The organism is Bacillus sp. B19-2 (assembly GCF_022832475.1).
In the GTDB taxonomy this organism is placed as follows: domain Bacteria; phylum Bacillota; class Bacilli; order Bacillales; family Bacillaceae; genus Bacillus; species Bacillus paralicheniformis.
Map to the genome: position 1 here is coordinate 1 of NZ_JALHKQ010000004.1, position 18,186 is coordinate 18,186.

At 48.4% G+C, this 18,186-nt stretch carries 18 protein-coding genes; 1 reads left to right on the plus strand and 17 read right to left on the minus strand.

The genetic code is table 11. The features are described 5' to 3' along the window. Positions 1-155: 155 nt before the first annotated feature. From MST20_RS16120 to MST20_RS16195, 16 genes are all read right to left on the minus strand, one after another. Positions 156-794 carry a GDSL-type esterase/lipase family protein gene (locus MST20_RS16120; protein WP_243943449.1) on the minus strand — a complete coding sequence of 213 codons (639 nt, stop codon included), beginning with the start codon at positions 792-794 and terminating at the stop codon, positions 156-158. Between the two features lie 88 nt (positions 795-882). Next, entirely contained in the window at positions 883-1,632 is a 750-nt protein-coding gene (locus tag MST20_RS16125) for an IclR family transcriptional regulator (RefSeq protein WP_243943451.1), read from the minus strand. A 31-nt stretch (positions 1,633-1,663) separates the two neighbouring features. Further along, positions 1,664-2,677: a 5-oxoprolinase subunit C family protein gene (locus MST20_RS16130; RefSeq protein WP_279600124.1), complete on the minus strand. Its 1,014-nt coding sequence runs from the start codon at positions 2,675-2,677 to the stop codon at positions 1,664-1,666. Beyond that, positions 2,674-3,384, minus strand: coding sequence for a 5-oxoprolinase subunit PxpB (gene pxpB, locus MST20_RS16135; protein WP_243943869.1), 711 nt, complete (start codon positions 3,382-3,384; stop codon positions 2,674-2,676). Before pxpB ends, MST20_RS16130 begins: the two co-directional genes overlap by 4 nt. A 101-nt stretch (positions 3,385-3,485) precedes the next feature. Beyond that, entirely contained in the window at positions 3,486-4,286 is an 801-nt protein-coding gene (locus tag MST20_RS16140) for a putative hydro-lyase (RefSeq protein ID WP_279600143.1), read from the minus strand. Beyond that, positions 4,283-5,494, minus strand: a complete 1,212-nt coding sequence (locus tag MST20_RS16145; protein ID WP_243943453.1) for an NRAMP family divalent metal transporter — start codon at positions 5,492-5,494, stop codon at positions 4,283-4,285. The genes MST20_RS16140 and MST20_RS16145 overlap by 4 nt, the downstream gene beginning before the upstream one ends. Positions 5,495-5,518: 24 nt before the next feature. Then, positions 5,519-6,280, minus strand: coding sequence for a 5-oxoprolinase subunit PxpA (gene pxpA / locus MST20_RS16150; RefSeq protein ID WP_243943455.1), 762 nt, complete (start codon positions 6,278-6,280; stop codon positions 5,519-5,521). Between the two features lie 297 nt (positions 6,281-6,577). Then, entirely contained in the window at positions 6,578-7,333 is a 756-nt protein-coding gene (locus MST20_RS16155) for a Cof-type HAD-IIB family hydrolase (RefSeq protein ID WP_243943457.1), read from the minus strand. Between the two features lie 73 nt (positions 7,334-7,406). After that, on the minus strand, positions 7,407-8,360 hold the full coding sequence (locus MST20_RS16160; RefSeq protein WP_243943459.1) for a transketolase family protein: 954 nt from the start codon (positions 8,358-8,360) through the stop codon (positions 7,407-7,409). Further along, on the minus strand, positions 8,357-9,199 hold the full coding sequence (locus tag MST20_RS16165) for a transketolase (RefSeq protein ID WP_243943461.1): 843 nt from the start codon (positions 9,197-9,199) through the stop codon (positions 8,357-8,359). Before MST20_RS16165 ends, MST20_RS16160 begins: the two co-directional genes overlap by 4 nt. 14 nt (positions 9,200-9,213) lie before the next feature. Further along, on the minus strand, positions 9,214-10,587 hold the full coding sequence (locus MST20_RS16170; protein WP_243943462.1) for a PTS ascorbate transporter subunit IIC: 1,374 nt from the start codon (positions 10,585-10,587) through the stop codon (positions 9,214-9,216). Positions 10,588-10,610: 23 nt separating this feature from the next. Next, entirely contained in the window at positions 10,611-10,892 is a 282-nt protein-coding gene (locus MST20_RS16175; RefSeq protein WP_003179002.1) for a PTS sugar transporter subunit IIB, read from the minus strand. 16 nt (positions 10,893-10,908) lie between these two features. Then, positions 10,909-12,960, minus strand: a complete 2,052-nt coding sequence (locus MST20_RS16180; RefSeq protein WP_243943463.1) for a BglG family transcription antiterminator — start codon at positions 12,958-12,960, stop codon at positions 10,909-10,911. A gap of 170 nt (positions 12,961-13,130) precedes the next feature. Next, the gene (gene tsaA, locus MST20_RS16185) at positions 13,131-13,595 is read right to left on the minus strand and encodes a tRNA (N6-threonylcarbamoyladenosine(37)-N6)-methyltransferase TrmO (RefSeq protein WP_243943464.1); all 465 of its coding nucleotides are present in this window, start codon (positions 13,593-13,595) and stop codon (positions 13,131-13,133) included. Between the two features lie 15 nt (positions 13,596-13,610). Continuing rightward, on the minus strand, positions 13,611-14,006 hold the full coding sequence (locus MST20_RS16190; RefSeq protein WP_243943465.1) for a 3-hydroxyacyl-ACP dehydratase FabZ family protein: 396 nt from the start codon (positions 14,004-14,006) through the stop codon (positions 13,611-13,613). Positions 14,007-14,150: 144 nt separating this feature from the next. Beyond that, positions 14,151-15,791 (minus strand): SLC13 family permease, encoded by a 1,641-nt coding sequence (locus MST20_RS16195; RefSeq protein ID WP_243943466.1) that lies wholly within the window; start codon positions 15,789-15,791, stop codon positions 14,151-14,153. Positions 15,792-16,018: 227 nt separating this feature from the next. Between MST20_RS16195 and MST20_RS16200 the strand changes: the two genes are divergently transcribed. Then, positions 16,019-16,699, plus strand: coding sequence for a GntR family transcriptional regulator (locus MST20_RS16200; RefSeq protein WP_243943467.1), 681 nt, complete (start codon positions 16,019-16,021; stop codon positions 16,697-16,699). A 25-nt stretch (positions 16,700-16,724) separates the two neighbouring features. Here the strand turns inward: MST20_RS16200 and cobA are convergent, their stop codons facing one another. Beyond that, positions 16,725-18,185 carry a uroporphyrinogen-III C-methyltransferase gene (cobA, locus tag MST20_RS16205; RefSeq protein WP_243943468.1) on the minus strand — a complete coding sequence of 487 codons (1,461 nt, stop codon included), beginning with the start codon at positions 18,183-18,185 and terminating at the stop codon, positions 16,725-16,727. Position 18,186 lies beyond the last annotated feature (1 nt).

Here is an 18,186-nt window from a genome sequence, read left to right on the forward strand (position 1 = left end):
CTGATCTTTAGAGTGCTTAGACAACATGGAAAAACCTCCAAAAACTAGATTTCACTCACATTTTAACAAAAAAAGCTTGTCGATCAAGCCACTTTTTATGGCTTTGTCGACAAGCTGAGACCATTCCTGATTGGAATGGTCTTTCTTCATCATATTCAGCTTTTCAGCGGCCCGTAGCCCGCCGCTCTCAGCTTTTCCGCCATCGCTTCATACCCTCTGCTGTTTGGATGCACGCGGTCAATTGACAAATATTCTTTTTCGCGTCCTTTAAAGACAGCATAAGTATCGATCACCTTGATTTGCGGAGCGGATTCGAGCTGCTTTAAATGCCTGTTAAAGCCGGAGATCCATCTGTCCGCTAATTCGATCGACGGAAAAGGGTTGTATAGATTGAGAAGACGGACGAGGTAACGCGTATCTTTATCTCCCTTTATGTCTCCGATTTTCTCAAGCATGCCTGAGTAGTTTTTCTGACAGTGTGAGGAAGCTTCCAAAAAGACGTGTTCATCCTTTTCTTTTTCATATATCTCCAGCGATTGCAAAAGGTCATTGCCGCAGCCCGTTATCGTGATGACGTCCGCTTTTTTGACCTGCTCCATGATGAACGGCTCGTTCAGCATCGCCAGAATATCCGACGTCTCAAGACCCGATTTCGCAAATACAAGCAAAGAAACGTCTTCGTTCAAATCCTCTTCCATTTTCCTTTTATAGCGCTGGACAAACCCCGGCTCAAACAAACCTGCACCGACCCCGACGGTTAGAGAATCGCCGAGAGCCGTATATTGAAGCGTCATATCCTTTCCCCCTCCGGTATGCCGTTTTTTCGCGGCAGCTACCATATATGTACTCGGCAGAGGCTCGAAAGGATACTTTTCTTTTTTCCTAAAAACCTAACTTTCTCGAAATGTCAAGCGCTGCCTTTTTCACTCTTTCGGTCAAGTAAGGAAGACGGTCTTTCTGAAAGCGGGCTTCAAACCCGGCGATGCTGATCCCCGCCACGACTTCGCGCTTATGATTAAAAATCGGCGCGGCGATCGCGGAGGTGTAGTCTTCGAGCTCCGAATGACTGACCGTGCATCCGCTCCGGTACGACTCATTCAAAATGCGGATCAGCTCGGTCTTATCCCGGATCGTACCGGAAGCGATCGGCACCAGCTCTGTTCTCTTGATATAGGCATCCCGCTCCTCTTCAGGCAAAAACGTCAGAATGCTTCTTGCGCAGGCTCCGGCATATAAAGGGGACCGCCTCCCGATCGCTGTATAGAGTCGAACGGTCTGCGTGCCCTCCATTTTTTCGATATACATCGCTTCATTTCCCTGCCTCACGATCAAATGGACGGCTTCATCCACGTCATCGCGGAGTTCTTCCATGATAGGCAGAGCGATTTTTCGAATATCAAGCCTTTCTGAAACAAGGTGGCCGTATTGCAAAAACAGCAGTCCTAAAGCATACATCCCGTTCTCGTCACGGTCGAGAAAACCCATTTCTTCGAGAGAACAAACCATGCGGTAGACAGATGTTTTCGGCATGCCTGTCAACTCAATCATATCGCCCAGTGAAAGCCTTTCTCTCGTCAGGAACAGATTGAGCAGGGTCATAGCTTTGACAACTGTTTTGTTTTTATGTTCCATGCCTTCCCCCTCCTGATACACATCACACCTATCATAACATGTATTCAAGCTTCAACCGGGCGGAAAGTTCGCTGATTTTTGTCTCCCGTTCGATGTACATGCGCTCTGCTTCCTGAAGGCTGACAAGCTGAAACTGCACCTGCTCGCCCGGCATCATCTGCGTCACCTGCGAAAAATCGGCGGATACGATATGGGCGATTCTCGGATATCCGCCCGCTGTCTGTCTGTCTGCGAGAAGAACGATCGGATTGCCGTCAGGCGGCACCTGAATCGTTCCGAACGATACAGCTTCAGAGATCATTTCCAGCGGCTGAGTGAGTTCGAGCGCTTCTCCTTGAAGTCGGTACCCCATCCGGTCGGATTTGGCCGTCACCCGGAATGTGTCCGCGAAAAAGCGTTCTTGCGATGATGAGGTGAAGCAAGCGAACTGATCGCCTTTAATGACACGAATGACCGGGTTCTTTTTTAACGGGAGAAAATATTTGCGGTCGACAGCCCACTTCGGAGCCGCAAAGCCCAAGCCATTGCCATGGTCTGCAAGCTTTTTGCACATCGCTTCCGACAACGGCGCCGGGCTGCCTGGCGATAACACGTCTCCCTTTTGAAGCGCCCTTCCTTGAAAGCCGCCGAGCCCTGCTCTGACATATGTGCTTTTGCTTTCCATCACAGGCGGCACATCAATCCCCCCGGCTACCGCCATATATGCACGGCTGCCGCGCTTGCACATGCCGAATGTCAACACGCTGCCTTCTTTGATGAAAACCGGACGCCAAAGCGGGACTTCTTCATCATTTACCATCAGTGAAAAGTCAGCGCCCGTCACCGCTATAAGAGCCGGTTTTTGAAAGCGGAGAGACGGCCCCGGTCCCATTAGCGTCACTTCAAGCGCAGCTTCGTTCTGGCTGTTTCCCGCGAGGAGATTGGCAATCCGTAAAGAATCGGCATCCATGGCCCCGCTGACAAGCACGCCATATTTTTGAAAACCTGCACGGCCCAAGTCTTGAACCGTCGTCATCAGACCCGGCTTTAACACTTCTATGCTCAAGATTTTCCCTCCTTCAGCGCGTGATACTCCTCTTCTGTCACGCTGACAAATTTCACGATATCCCCTGCTCTCAGAAGGCTCGGAGGCTGTTCATAAGGCTTGAATAATTCAAGCGGCGTATTGCCGATCAGCTGCCAGCCGCCCGGCGTTGAAAGGGGATAGACGCCTGTTTGCATGCCGGCGATTCCCACTGAGCCGGCGGGAATCGAAGTCCGCGGAGAGGACCGCCGCGGCGCGGCTATCTTTTCAGACATTCCGCCTAAGTAAGGGAAGCCCGGCGCAAAGCCGATCATATAAACGAGGTACTCACCCGAGGTGTGAATATCGATGACTTCCTGAGCAGTCAGTCCGTTGATGTCGGCCACTTCCTCCAAATCAGGGCCGAAACGGCCGCCGTAACAAACCGGAATTTCCACCGTACGCTGATTTGTTTCTTCTTCCATTGTGAGCTCTTGGAGATGATGTTCGATGAGGGCTTTTACCTTTTCATACGGAGAATCAACAGCCTTGCCGCTCTCCATCTTGCGGTATACTTCAAATGGCTGATAGAAAACGGTCACACTCGTGAAAGCCGGCACACACTCAATAAAACCGGGAAACGGATCGTTTTCAATCCGCTTTGTCAGCGTGCTGACGACACGATGCGTCTGTTCGCTTATCCCCTCTCCGAGCTGAATGATAACCGCGGAGTCGCCGAGCGGAGACATTGTCACATTCGATAGATTTTTCAATTCTGTTTCACCTTGCCTTTCATCCCCTTAAATCAAAAATCAATACAGATAAACTCCTCTGTATTGATTTTGAGATCCTATAAAACGCCAAATTGTTCGTCCCGAACATCGGTAACCAGCATATGGCCGGGCGAATGCGTGATCATCAGCTCAGGCTTTACGTGCATTGCGACGGCCTGAGGGGTGACGCCGCAAGCCCAAAATACCGGAACTTCCCCTTTTTTTATCGTGACCGCATCGCCGAAATCGGGTTTTGCGATGTCTGTTATACCGATGGCTTCAGGACTGCCGATATGGACAGGCCCTCCGTGAACGGCGGGAAACCTTGATGTAACCTGAACGGCACGCACCGCCTGCTCTTCCGGAACCGGCCTCATACTGACGACCATCGGCCCTTGAAAACGGCCTGCCGGGACACAAGGAATATTCGTTTGATACATCGGAACATTTCGCTTTTCTTCAATGTGTCTGACAGGGATTCCGTTATTGATTAACGCTTGTTCAAACGTAAAGCTGCAGCCGATTAAAAAACCGACCATGTCGTTTTCCCATAAAGAATGGATATCGGTCACTTCATCCGTCAATTCGCCACGCCTGTATACGCAGTATTTCGGAAAATCGGTGCGGATATCGGCGTCCGGCGCCGTGATGGACGGAACCGGAGATCCGGGATCTGTGACATCGATAATCGGACACGGCTTTTGATTGCGCTGGCAAAACAGCAAAAACTCAAAAGCGAGCTCTTTTTTCAAAATCACCTGGTTTGCCTGGGTAAAACCTCCGGCCATGCCGGCTGTCGGACCCGTTATTTCCCCTTTTCGAATCAGGGCCCTGACTTCGTCAGGGCGCATTTCATTTACATGACGCAACGATATCATCCCCATAACTTAGGAATTTCATTGATTAACGTATAGCCTCCCATGACCGCCATGACAATAACGACCAGAATACCCGGAATTGTAAGCCAGATCGGGTGCCTGTAGTCGCCGACGACATTCTTCTTGTACGCGCCGATCAAAAGAGAGCCGAGTGCGATCGGCAAGATTAAGCCGTTTAATGCGCCGGCAAGAACGAGAAGGTTGACCGGCTTTCCAATTGTTACAAAGCAAATCGTTGATACGATAATAAAGACAATGATAATGCCGCGCGAATTCTTTTCAATTTTCGGAGAAAACGTTTTAAAGAAAGATACGGACGTATAAGCAGCACCGATTACAGATGTAACGGCAGCTCCCCACATGACGAGGCCGAAGATTTTGTAGCCGATATTTCCCGCAGCAAGCTGGAAGACAGAAGCCGGCGGGTTATCCGGATTAATGTGCAGGCCTTTTGAGACGACTCCAAGTACGGCAAGGAAAAGCGCAATTCTCATGACAGATGTGATCAAAATGCCGGAAACAGAGCTTTTCGTTACTTCAGGTATCGCAGCCCTTCCTTTAACACCCGCATCAAGCAAACGGTGTCCGCCGGCAAATGTAATGTATCCGCCGACCGTACCGCCGACAAGCGTCACAATCGCAAGAATGTCGATATTATCAGGCTTGATCGTCTTTGTTACCGCTTCTCCAACAGGAGGCCCGGTAGTAATCGCAACGTACACCACCAACAAAATCATGACAAAGCCCGCGATCAGCGTAAACCGGTCCATCGCTTTTCCCGCTTCTTTAATGACAAAGATCAAAACCGCAATCACGGCGCTGATGATCGCACCCGTCTGCGGTGTAATGCCGAATAAAACCTGGAGGCCGAGACCGGCGCCTCCGATATTGCCGATGTTGAAAGCAAGCCCGCCCAGAACGACGAGAAAGGCGATGACATAGCCGAGTCCCGGAAAGACGAGGTTGGCGATTTCCTGCCCTCTTTTTTCAGAAACCGCAATGATTCTCCATACATTGGTTTGGACGAAGATATCTAAAATGATGGAAACGAGGATGACAAAGCCGAAGCTTGCAGCCAAGCTCTGTGTAAATACTGTGGTTTGTGTTAAAAATCCCGGCCCGATTGAGGATGTGGCCATTAAAAAAGCGGCGCCCAAAAGCAACGTCCAGTTGCTTGATGACGCTTTTGTTTTCTTATTTTGTTTCAAATGGTATTCCTCCTTTTGTCAACATCATGTAGTAAAAGCTTTTATTTTAATATCTGCTGCCCTGAGTTCACGGCGGATTTTTTTCGCAAACTGAAGCGCGTGTACACCATCTCCGTGAATGCACACCGTATCTGCTTTAAGGCTGACATCCGTTCCTTGCAGACTGCGGACTTTGCCTTCTTTGACCATGCGGATCACCTGAACGACGGCTTCATCATCATCATGAATCAGCGCATCATTCTGGCGGCGGGAAGTCAGCGTTCCGTCTTCCTGATATGTACGGTCGGCGAACACTTCGTGAGCCGTTTTCAAACCGGCTCTTTCACCGGCAAGCACAAGTTCGCTTCCCGCCAAACCGAATAAAATCAGCTCCGGGTCTGTTTGATAAACTGCACGCGCGATCGCATCCGACAGTTCCCGGCTTTGCGCCGCCATATTATACAGTGCGCCGTGGGGTTTCACATGCTGCATGGTCACGCCTTCGGCTTTTAAAAATCCTGAAAGCGCACCGATTTGATACACGACAAGATCGTATGCTTCTTCAGGTGTAATCGCCATATTGCGGCGCCCGAATCCCGCTAAATCGGGAAGTCCCGGATGCGCGCCGATTTTCACGCCTTTTTTCGCCGCCATTTTGACGGTTTTCCGCATGACACCAGGGTCTCCGGCATGAAATCCGCAAGCGATGTTGGCTGATGTAACAAATTCGAGAATCTCCTCATCGAGCCCTATTTTATAAGCGCCGAAGCTTTCTCCAAGATCGCAGTTTAAATCAACTTGATTCATCAAATCCCCCCTATATATTGATGCACATTCGGTCGAATTTTAGTATATCCCTCATTTTGTTCCGATTTTCGGAACCTTAATTCCGAATAATCAAACTTGAATAGATTATATCAAGGATTTGCCCGCTTGGCATCATATTGTTAGAAAACCTCACATAAAATAAATCATTTTTCCTAAAAAGTTTTAACTGAAAAACCTGATTTCACAAGGTTTTTTCAGCTTACTTCAGTCCATGAATATTTTTTATTTTGCACAAAAAAAAGAGCCGTAAATCGGCTCTTTTGGCTCTTTTTTCGGCTAGGACAATACCCAATGCCTGATCGCTTTTGCGACTCCGTGTTCGATATTGGAATCCGTGATCCAGTCGGCGGTTTCTTTGACGATTTCCTGGGCGTTCCCCATGGCAACACCTAAACCCGCTTCTTTGATCATAGCGATATCATTTAAACTGTCTCCGACCGCCATCACATGTTCCATCGTAAAGCCGAGGCGCTCACATACTTTTGCCAAAGCGGCCGCTTTATTGATCCCGATGGCGTTGACTTCAATATTGGTCGGGCTTGAATTGCTGACTTCCAATTCTTTGTTCTTTTTCAGCTCTTCCAGGACCCGGTTTCTGACGTCGTCATCCGGAATATCAAAGCCGAATTTCAGCCATTCATACGCCTGAATATCCTCAGGAAACTCGCCTCTCCACACTTTATCGACGCTGGCGGCCCAGAAATCGGTGTTGTGCAGATTGCGCAAATCCCACATCATTTGGACATGATCGGGATGAAGCAGCTGGCGCTCGACCAGGTTGAAAGACGAATCCCAGATTTCACTGCCGTTTGCCGTGATCAAAAAAGAAGACAGTTCGAGCGACTCCGCCAACTCCCGGCACGTCATTAGCGTCCGGCCGGTGCTGAGCACGACATAAATCCCTTTTTCCTCGGCTTCTTTAATCGCATTTCTGTTTTCATCAGAAATGGTCTGTTCTTCATTTAAAAGTGTTCCATCCATATCCAGAGCTACTAGCTTCACATCGATTCGATCTCTTTGACTGACTGACACGATATTTAAGATACCTCACTTTTTTTAGGCTTTTATCTATTCTAATATAAAAATCGGCCAGGACAAAGAAATCTTAAACGAGCTGTTCCGCCGCCCGTGCGATATGTTCTGCGGTCAAACGGTAATATTTTTTCAAATAATCGATCGTCCCGACTTGTCCGAAGGCTTCATGAACCCCGATTCTCTTGAGCGGCGCGGGATGATGTTCACTCAGCACTTCCGCGACTGCGCTTCCCAATCCGCCTATGACATTATGGTTTTCTGCCGTGACAATCGCATTCGTTTTTTGGGCGTAACGAATCACGGTTTCTTGATCGATCGGCTTGATGCAATACATATCGATGACCGCTGCATCGATCCCTTTTTCTTTTAGCAGTTCCGCCGCCTGCAAAGCTTCGGCGACCATGATGCCGCTGGCAAACAGCGCCGCATCGCTGCCGTCTTTGAGAACTTTTGCTTTTCCGTCTGCAAATGTTTCATGTTCATCATAAAGTCTGACCGCCTTTTTTCTGATTGTCCTGATATAGTGAATCCCGTACTCTGCCGCAGCCTTTTTGATCAAAAATTGGAGCATTGCCGCATCGCTCGCTTCATAAACAAAGGCATTCGGGATTAGCCGGGCGAGCCCCAAATCTTCAAAAGCCATGTGGGTTCCGCCGTTATGTTCAGCCGTAATTCCCGAATCTGAACCGAGAATCTTGATGTTTGTTTTGGCATAGGCACCTGAAACAAACAGCTGATCAAAGCAGCGTCTTGTCGCAAACTGGGCGAACGTGTGAACAAACGGGATTCTTCCGGTTAACGAAAGCCCGGCCGCAATCCCTATCATATTGGCTTCCATGACCCCGCAATTGATCACTTGCTCGGGAATGCGCCGTTTAATTTTGTCCATGGAAATCGAGCTCATCAAATCCGCTTCCAACGCCACGATGTCCGCGTTTTCCTGAGCCAGTTCATAAACGGCCGAGCTGTATGCCTGCCTCATTTCGACAGCATCCAGCTTTACATTTGCTGCCGCCTCATTCATGCCCTCACTTCCTTTTCTTCAAGCGTCATGATGATCTTTTCGATTAAGCGGGTTTGTTCATCATTCGCTCTAATGTGGTGGCTGTTCTCCATATTTTCAAAATAAGGGATGCCCTTTCCCTTCACCGTATCAAGGATGACGGCAACCGGCCTTTCCCGCTGGGCTTCTCCTCTTTTGACCGCTTGATAAATCGCATCCGGTTCATGTCCGTTTACCCTTTCGGAATAAAACCCGAAGGCTGAGAATTTGCTGACAAAATCCAGCGGATCGATAATATCTTTAGTCGGACCGTCCAGCTGTTGTTTATTATCATCCACAAACACATAAAGATTGTGGAGCTTATGGTGTGCCGCGAATTGGATCGCTTCCCAACATTGACCTTCATTCAGCTCCCCGTCGCCGACAATAACAAAGGTCCGGTTAGAGCGTCCTGAAAGCTTGTGCGACAGTGCGACTCCTGCCGCAGCCGAGATCCCCTGGCCAAGCGACCCGGTCGTCATATCGACTCCCGGTGTTAAATTCCGGTCAGGATGCGACGGAAGAGCCGTGCCGTTTTGGTTTAGCGTATAGAGCACATCTTCTTCAAAATAGCCGGTAAGATGAAGCGCTGCATACAAGGCGGGGCCGCCGTGCCCTTTTGAAAGGATCAAGAAGTCCCGATTTTCCCACGACGGATTGGCGGGATCTATTTTCATCACCTTTCCATACAAAACGGCCAACACATCGGCGATTGACAAGCTGCCTCCATAATGCCCAAAACCGAGGTGATGAAGCTGTTTCAGTGTCAGCAGCCTGATTTGGTCACGAAAACGTTCCATATTGATTTCCTTCACTGACATCATTGCCCACTCCTTTATGCTTCAGCTTTATGATCGGACTTCCCCGTCTTTCCGCGTTTAAAGCCCAGTAAGACCGCACCGGCCACTACCGCTGCAATTCCAATTACAACTCCTTCTGCCCCCAGCAGTTTCAACGCATGCCCAAGCACGATTCCTGTCGCGGCAAAGTCGGTATCGGAAAATGTCGTATTGGCAAAGCCTAAATCACCCATGACCGGCAGCAGAAACACAGGGAAAAACGTAATGATCAGACCGTTGACAAAAGACCCCAAGACCGCTCCCCGTATCCCCCCTGCAGCGTTTCCGAAGACGCCGGCCGAGGCCCCTGTGAAAAAGTGGGGAACCACTCCGGGAAGAACGATGACGGCTCCGGCTGCACCGAGAATCAACATACCGGTGATGCCGCCAATGAAGCTGCAAAAAAAGCCGATTAATACGGCGTTTGGCGCGTACGGAAAAATGATCGGACAATCCAGTGCCGGCTTGGAATCCGGCACAAGCTTGTCAGATATGCCTTTAAAAGCCGGAACGATCTCTGCGAGCACGAGTCTGACTCCCGAAAGAATAATAAACACCCCTGCCGCAAATGTGACCGCTTGAATAACGGAGAAAACAAGGTAATGTGTACCGCCGCTCAACTCGCGCTCCACATAGCCCGCCCCTGCAAATAAGGCTATCAAAACGTACAAGATGGTCATGGTGAGCGCAATGCTGACAGAACTGTCCCTTAAAAATCCGAGGCCCTTCGGAAACCGGATTTTTTCAGTCGAGCGCGAGCCCTTGCCTGCTGCTTTGCCGATTAACCCGGACACAGCGTAACCGATTGAAGAAAAGTGGCCGAACGCGACCTTATCATTGCCGGTTATCTTTTTCATAAAAGGCTGAACCATCGCCGGAAACACACTCATTGTCAAGCCGAGCGAAACCGCTCCGACGCCGATCAAAAATGGACCCTTCAAACCCGCCACCGCCAGTATGACGGCGATTAAACAAGCCATATACAATGTGTGATGGCCCGTCAAAAAAATGTATTTTAATCTGGTAAAACGGGCGATTAAGATGTTGGACAGCATCCCGAAAAACATAATCAGCGCTGTCGCCGTCCCGTATTCGTTGAGCGCCATCGCGACAATCGCTTCATTGTTCGGAACGACGCCGTTCACATGAAAGGCCGCTTGAAACATCTTTCCGAACGGCTCAAGCGAACCAACAAGAATACCCGCCCCGGCTGAAATCACGATAAAACCTAAAAATGATTTCGTCGTCCCTTTCACGATTTCATTGGCCGGCTTTTTTTGAAGCAGAAGACCGATAAGAGAAATGGCTGCAATTAATACAGCTGGCTGGCTTAACACATCCATCATCAGCTTTAGCGCTCTTTCACCCATTTGCAGTTCCTCCTTTTCTGTGATTAAAGCACTCCTTTTTCCTGCAATGTTTTAACCAGTTTTGTTTTCAGTTCATCCATGTCTATAATGCTTTCAAGCACGACGATATCCCGCAGGTGGGCTGCTCCTTCTGCGATATCTTTGGCAACGACAAACAAATCCGCTTGATCAGGAGACGCTGAGCTCAAATCCGAATGATCCACCTCGATCTCCATTAACCCCATTTCCTGCAAAATATCTTTAATATTCATTTCCAGCATAAAGCTGCTTCCGAGTCCTGATCCGCAAACTGCCAATATCTTCATGTTATCCCTCCTGTTTTTAATTGGATGAATAGGCTTCGATTAAACGTTTGATATGCTCCAACGACTCGGTTTCCTTTAAGGACTCCTGATTTTCCTTATTGCTGAGAAGCCGGGTCAGTTGGGAAAGTGCTTTCAGATGTGTCGTATGGTCAACCGCCGCAATGCAAAACAAAAGCCTGACCGGATACTGTTCATCATCCAAAAAATAGACCGGTTCCTTCAGTTTCAGGAGACTCATTCCCACCTTTCGGACGCCCTTTTCAGGTCTTGCATGAGGGACGGCAATCTCGGGGCCGATGATCATATAAGGTCCCATCGTTTTGACATTATCGATCATCGCATCTGTGTATTCCTTCAAGATCACCTCCTTATCAAGCAAAGGCTTTGCCGCTGTTTGAATCGCTTCTTCCCAGCTTTTGATTTGGTCAGCCATTTGAATGGTTTCGTCTGTCAGCAGATCTTTCAGCACTGGTCGTTTCCCCCTTGTTTCCGTCACTTTTTGAATAAATACAATATTTTTCAATGATTCTCTTAGGCCTTTTTCGTCTATGATTTTGGCGTGCTTCTTGAGGATGTGAAGAAATTCGTCTGTCAAAAGCTCCTTTTGCTTCACGCCGAACAGTCCATGATACACTTCATTGACAAGCCTGCTTTTTTCAGCGGGCGTCATCAGCGGTCCGACCATGTAGTATCGCTTTTTGGTTTTAAGCTCAACGGTGGAAAACACGGCATCATAACGGTCAAAGAGGTCAGGTGTGAATTCCTGCAAAGACATCGCCTTCTCAACGACAATCTCTGAAAATAGCGATTCAAGCTGGCGCCTGACCATCAAGGATGAGCTGACGCCGCTCGGGCAAATGACGACAGCCGTCTTTTTCGATGATCCCGACTGTACCGGCTGCTCAAGCAATGCACCAAAGTGAATCGTGATAAAGCCGATTTCTTCTTCTGGAACCGGTTTGTTCAGCAGCGCTTCAAGGTGCCGCATCAGCTTTTGAACGATGGTAAATAGTTCTTTGTGCTCTTTCTTAATTTTGCTGAGCAGGGGATTGTGAATCGGGATGCGGTATTTCATTCTGAAATATGCCGGCTTCAAGTGACGGTAAAGAGATTCCGCCACCTCGCGCCTCCTTGGAAATGTGATGCAAGCTCTTGATTCAAATTCAAACACAAGCTTTTCACACAGCTGATAAAGCGGATCATGCGCCGGCTGTTGTCCGAATGAAAGCCCGAGCAGCTGGATCAAAATGTAGCAAAGTTCGGTTTCATGGACGGGAATCCGAAGTTCATTCACAAGCCTTGCGGCTGCGTTTTTCAGCGGACTTTGCTTTAAAAGCTCCCCCTCCTCCTGGTGAAAACGGACAATTTTTCCTTCGGCCACTCTGATCGAATACATCATCAGAAAGTAAACAAATTCTTTGAGCCTTTCTTCAACGAGTTGAATCCTGTATTCTTTCGAGACAAGTTCAACCGCTCTTTTCGTTTCTTGTTGTGTGTGACCGCACGAGCCGGAAACTTTTAAAATATAATGAAGGATTTCTTTGCCGTAAGGCTTTTGTAAAAAGTAAGAAAGGTGGTGCATGACCGGAACTCTTTTATCAAACTCGCTTCCTATTAAATGATAGCCGCGCTGTCTTGTATATCTGATCGCCACCAAAAACGGAGTCAGCGCTTCATTCGCTTTTTTCACATCATTCATGACCGTATTTTTGCTGACCTGCAATAACTGTGTCAGATGAGCGGATGAAATCGGCTCCCTGCGGACAAACAGGAACATGTACAAGGCTTTGATCCGCTCTTCCTGTGTAAAAATAAACGAGCGGCCGATGTCTGAACAGGCTTCGGAGAACCGTAATTCAAGCAATTTTTCCGGAACGGCCAGCCGGTTCTTTCTTTTATATTCGATTTCAGGCAGCTGCTTGCCGGTCAGCCAATGATTGATTTTGTCCAGGTCATAGCAGATTTGTCGTTTGGATAATTGAAAATGCTCAAGCAGCTGATGCATTGTCGCTTCTCTGACACGCAGCAAATATTGGAGCAATTGAGCCGGACGTTTCTCGTTGATCATTTTTGCGCCCCCCTTATTGCCATCATATAATAAAGCGTTTTCATTTTGTTTGCCGATTGGGTACAATTCATGGGACTTCCGATCTTCAAGATTGGTCTGATATCCTTCTTTTTTATCGTACAAGCATGAAAAAACCTCTCAAAAGATGTTGAGAGGTTTTTTTCTATCAATCAGCTGTCATGCCAATATGCTTTCATCAAATCTTCCGACCACTTCGGCTGTATGATTTGCCCTTTCGGAAGAAACTCTTTCATCACCGGTTTGATATCGATTACAGGTGTTCCGTCAATCGCATCCAACCCTTTCACTACAAGCTTGCTCTCCGATTTTTCAAGAAGGGTGACAACAGTCGCGCCGAGCCTGTTCGGCCTGTTTTTTCCGCGCTGGGCGAAAATTCCTGTCTCAGGATAGTTTTGATTGTTTCTCGGGCGCCTCGCCTGATATTGTATTTGATCCTCTTTTACTTGATGAAAGTAAAAGATAATGTCCAAATGGGAAAATGCTTCGATCCCTTTTAAAGCGTCCGGATGGATATCTTCAGCCAATTCAATTTCAGAAATCACATCGCCCCAATGATCATCCTTCGGCACAGTCCGCAAGTTTTTCACAAACGCGACAGGCTTTATTTCTATCAAGTTTATCCCCCGCTTTCACTTCGCTTCCATAAAAATCCCGATCTCCGCTTTCGCTGCCGGTTTTCCGTTTACTGAAGCGGTTCCGTTGCCGAATAAAAACCCTCTTTTAAAGCGGGAAACTTCAAAATAAAGATCAAGTTTGTCTCCCACAACGACCTTGCCGGTGTATTCAGCTTTTTTCACCGAAGACAGAAAGCCGATCTCAGCTGAGTCTTTGAGCGCAGTAAATGCAGCGGTCTGAGCCAGCGCTTCAATGATGATGGAAAATGGCATTTCCTTTTGGTTTTCCGTCATAAACCAGTCGTTTTCCGTTATGAATTTATATCCTTTCACCCATTTTCCCGGCTCGCTTTCTACTACACGGTCAATGAATAGAAACGGGTATCGATGCGGCAGTACAGAATTGTTCACGCTGATCATCCTTTTTTACATGATTATACCGCAGTTTCATTTTTTTCTCTTTTATTTAGCGGATGACACCGAATGAAGCTGCTGAACGCTCAAAAATTCCACCATGACAAAAAGCCGGGGCCTAAGCCCCCCGGCTTTGCTTCATCAATTCGATTTCAGATTGTCTGGGAAGACGGTCAGATCCACTCCCCATAAATTCGGCAGAATGTAGAACACAGCTCCGACGATTAAAATCAGTGTGAAAATATTAATAACAAAGCCGGTTCGAACCATCTCGCTGATCTTCAATTTGCCCGAGGCGAAAATAATTGCATTCGGCGGCGTGCCGACCGGCAGCATGAAGGCGCAGTTTGCCGCCATTGCAGCAGGCACCATTAATGCGTACGGGTGGACATTCAGCGCTAACGCGAGCGAGGCCAGTACAGGCAGAATCATAGTCGCCGTAGCCGTATTCGACGTAATCTCTGTCAAAAACAGCACCAATGCCGCTGAGATAACGACAATGACCACAAAGTTAAATCCATCCAATACCGTGAGCCTTCCGCCGATCCACTCGGCCAGACCCGTTTCTTTAAAACCGGTCGCGAGCGCCAAGCCTCCTCCGAATAAAAGGAGAATCCCCCACGGCAAGTCCTTCGATACCGACCAGTCCAATACCCTGCCCCCTTTATTAAGCGAAGGGATCAAGAAGAGCAATGAAGCTGCGAATATCGCAATCATTGTATCGTCAATACCGGGTATTATTTCATCCCATAAAAACGTCCTCGTCACCCACATAAACGCGGCAAACCCGAAGACGAGCAGAACCATTGCTTCTTCAAAGCTCATCTTTCCGAGCTTTCTTTTTTCTTCGAGAATCAATTCTTTTCCGCCCGGCAGCTCCTTCATCTTGATCGGATGCGCCACTTTCGTCAAGTACAGCCATACCGCTACAAGCAAAATGACAACGACCGGAACGGCAAATGCCATCCATCCGCCGAAAGACACTTCAACTCCGTACAGCTTCTTAATATTGGCCGCCAAAATAATGTTCGGCGGTGTGCCGATCAGCGTACCGAGTCCGCCGATCGTTCCCGCATATCCGATGCTGAAGATCAGCGCTTTTGAAAATTTCGCTTCTTCTCCGGCTAAATCTTTTCTTTCAGATTTCATGACGGCTGATACCTGATGAATAATAGCGGTTCCAATCGGAAGCATCATCATCACCGCGGCCGTATTTGAGACCCACATCGACAAAAACCCTGTGGCCGCCATAAAACCGAGGACGATCCTTGACGTGCTCGTACCCACTACAGAAATGATATTGAGCGCGATCCGTTTATGAAGATTCCAGCGCTCCATCGCAAGTGCAATTAAGAAGCCTCCTAAAAATAAAAAGACGATCGGATCACCGTAGCTTGACGTGACAGCTGCCCCTTCCAGCGCCCCGGTCAGCGGAAGCAGCACGATCGGCAGCAATGATGCAGCCGGAATCGGAACAGCTTCTGTAATCCACCATACCGCAACCCACAACGTGGTCGCCAATACCATTCTTCCTTCATAGCTCAGCCCCTCGGGAAAAAAGAACAAAAGGACGGCGAAAAACAATGCAGGACCAAGCAGCAGCCCGATTTTCTGAGGCGTTTTATAGCTCGGCGGTTTTTCTTCCTTCATGGTTTGCTCAGACTTGATCTTTAAATCGGCATCTTTTCCCGCCCTGACAGGCATGGCGAATAAAAGCAGCCTCTTTGCTTCCCGGTGTGATCTCCAAAGCATATCCCATGCTGATACAACGCTTGATTTCATCAAAAATCCCCCTTCCCCTCTATCGATAAAGCGCTTACAATAGTAAATAAAAAGTAAGCTGCCGACTGTCGACAGTTATAACTTCATTATAACGGACAGCTAATGGCAGTCAACACTTTTTTGTCACAAAATACTCAATATTATGGTAATTTTAGGTTGATAGTATTTCTCTCTTTTTGCTAGACTATTAGTGATTTCCGCAGTGAAAAATAAACGAGGTGAACAGCGTGAAGTTTTCGATCCAACGTGCAGTCTCTTATCATGATCAAGTCCATCATTATTTAAAAGATATGATTATTAAAGGAGGATATCGGCCCGGCGAACGGATCTACGAATCCAAAATCGCCAAGGAGCTGCAAGTGAGCCGCAGCCCCGTCAGGGAGGCGATTCGGACACTTGAACAAGAAGGCCTGTTATCGATAGATGATAAATCAAAAATTACAGTTTATGAACCGACAATCAAAGACCTTGAAGAAATATACCAATGCCGCCAGGCACTCGAATCCCTGGCCGTTTCATTGGCAACCCGCCTTGCTTCAAATACAACACTGGAGCACATTTCCGAAACGCTCTCCGAAGCGCGTAAGCACCAAGAAAGCCAAAGTCCGGAGTCTGCCAATGCGCTGCTCCTCCTAAATACGCGATTTCATGATCTCATCATCGAAACGAGCGAAAACGAACGCCTGCAAAAACAGCTGCTTGATTTGCGGTCGCTGACCTTTTTCTACCGGAGCAAAAACCTCGAAAAACCGGTGCGCACCCTTGACATCATCAATCAGCACGAGGAGATTCTGCGTCACATGCAGGACAGAAATGACGCCAAGGCTGCCGAATCAATGTGGAAGCATATAGAGGCAGACCTTTGCTATTTAAAAGAAGTGCTGTTCGGAAGCAGTTCCGCACGCTAAAAAAGCAGGGTTACCCCTGCTTTTTTCAGCTCTGGCAGACAAATTCGGCTGTGCGGTTGATCCCTTTGATGATATCCGGAAGGCGGTCGCATTCATTCACAACATGAACGCGCTGAAACCCGGCGGCTGCAGCCTTCTTCCCCGCTTCTTCCGTGAGGCAGACCGCCTTCAGGCGGGCAGCCGTTTTTTCCGGATGGAGGCCGATTGTCTCCGCCTCGTTTACGAACAGCTCGACGCATGTTCGATTCGCAAACATCACGATATCAACAGGAAACTCCTCGATCTCCCGTTTAATGATCGATGTAAAACGGCTGTCGATCATCCTGTCATGTGTAATCAATATCTCACATCCGGAGTGCGGTTGATGTTGCACGCCTTCCCGGCTGCCGATCAGCAAACAGCTGCCCGAAACCGGCATTTCCGCCTGCAGAAAAGCGGAAAATCCCCGTTCTTCAAGAGCTGCTTTTACATGCTGATCTGAAGCGTAGAGCCGTCCGCGCATTTCCCTGACATCGATCTTCAAAGCGGCTAGCCGGCTGAAAAATCTGCGCAGTGACGCACTTGACGTAAACAGCAGGCTGTCAAAAGAAGCAATTCGATCTAAAACTGTATCGTCAGGCACCGTTTCGGCTGATTTCCATTTCGGCCATTCAACAACTTCAGCGCCTTGTTCACGAAGCGTCTCCACCGGGACTCGTTCTTCTTCACAGTTTTTGACCGCCATGATGTTCAGCCCGATCAAAGGCTTTTCTTCAAACCAGCTGTTCTGCCTGAATGATACGATGTCGCCGATGACGATGATCGCGGGATTTTTGATTTGATGCTCGGTTATTTTTTCCCTGATATTCTGCAATGTCCCTTTCACGCTCCGCTGCCGGCCCCATGTGCCCCATTGGATGACCATCGCGGGAACAAGGGGAGACTTGCCGTGTTTCATCAGCTGCTCGCATATATAACCAAGGTTTTTGATCCCCATGTAAAAGACGAGGGTTTGGACGCCTTTGGCCAGCCCTTCCCAATTCATCTCCGGTTTGCCCGATTTATCATGGGCGGTGACAACGGCAAAGGATGAAGCGAAATCGCGGTGGGTCACAGGCAGTCCGGCATAAAGAGGCGCGGCGATTCCCGATGTAATGCCGGGCACCATTTCGTACGGGATACCGTGTTCGCTGACGGCTGCCGCTTCTTCTCCGACTCTGCCGAACACGCTCGGGTCTCCTCCTTTCAGCCGGACCACTTTGAGGCCTTTCAGCCCCTTTTCAATGAGCAGTGCATTGATTTCACTTTGTTTCATATAATGGCGGTCCGGGAGCTTGCCGCAGTAGACAAATTCACATGATGCTTTTGCATGCTCAAGCAGCCGGGAATTGACGAGCCTGTCATACAATATGACATCCGCCGCCTCGATCAGTGTTCTTCCTTTTAATGTGATCAATCCTGAATCGCCCGGTCCGGCCCCGACAAAATATACTTTCCCATTCCCCATC

What these genes read in the sequence shown, in the direction of transcription:
- MST20_RS16120 (WP_243943449.1), bottom strand. Translation starts at nt 794, where the DNA reads ATGACGCTTCAATATACGGCTCTCGGCGATTCTCTAACCGTCGGGGTC.
- MST20_RS16125 (WP_243943451.1), bottom strand. Translation starts at nt 1,632, where the DNA reads ATGGAACATAAAAACAAAACAGTTGTCAAAGCTATGACCCTGCTCAAT.
- pxpB (WP_243943869.1), bottom strand. Translation starts at nt 3,384, where the DNA reads ATGTCTCCGCTCGGCGACTCCGCGGTTATCATTCAGCTCGGAGAGGGG.
- MST20_RS16140 (WP_279600143.1), bottom strand. Translation starts at nt 4,286, where the DNA reads ATGATATCGTTGCGTCATGTAAATGAAATGCGCCCTGACGAAGTCAGG.
- pxpA (WP_243943455.1), bottom strand. Translation starts at nt 6,280, where the DNA reads ATGAATCAAGTTGATTTAAACTGCGATCTTGGAGAAAGCTTCGGCGCT.
- MST20_RS16160 (WP_243943459.1), bottom strand. Translation starts at nt 8,360, where the DNA reads ATGAATGAGGCGGCAGCAAATGTAAAGCTGGATGCTGTCGAAATGAGG.
- MST20_RS16165 (WP_243943461.1), bottom strand. Translation starts at nt 9,199, where the DNA reads ATGTCAGTGAAGGAAATCAATATGGAACGTTTTCGTGACCAAATCAGG.
- MST20_RS16170 (WP_243943462.1), bottom strand. Translation starts at nt 10,587, where the DNA reads ATGGGTGAAAGAGCGCTAAAGCTGATGATGGATGTGTTAAGCCAGCCA.
- MST20_RS16175 (WP_003179002.1), bottom strand. Translation starts at nt 10,892, where the DNA reads ATGAAGATATTGGCAGTTTGCGGATCAGGACTCGGAAGCAGCTTTATG.
- MST20_RS16180 (WP_243943463.1), bottom strand. Translation starts at nt 12,960, where the DNA reads ATGATCAACGAGAAACGTCCGGCTCAATTGCTCCAATATTTGCTGCGT.
- MST20_RS16195 (WP_243943466.1), bottom strand. Translation starts at nt 15,791, where the DNA reads ATGAAATCAAGCGTTGTATCAGCATGGGATATGCTTTGGAGATCACAC.
- cobA (WP_243943468.1), bottom strand. Translation starts at nt 18,185, where the DNA reads ATGGGGAATGGGAAAGTATATTTTGTCGGGGCCGGACCGGGCGATTCA.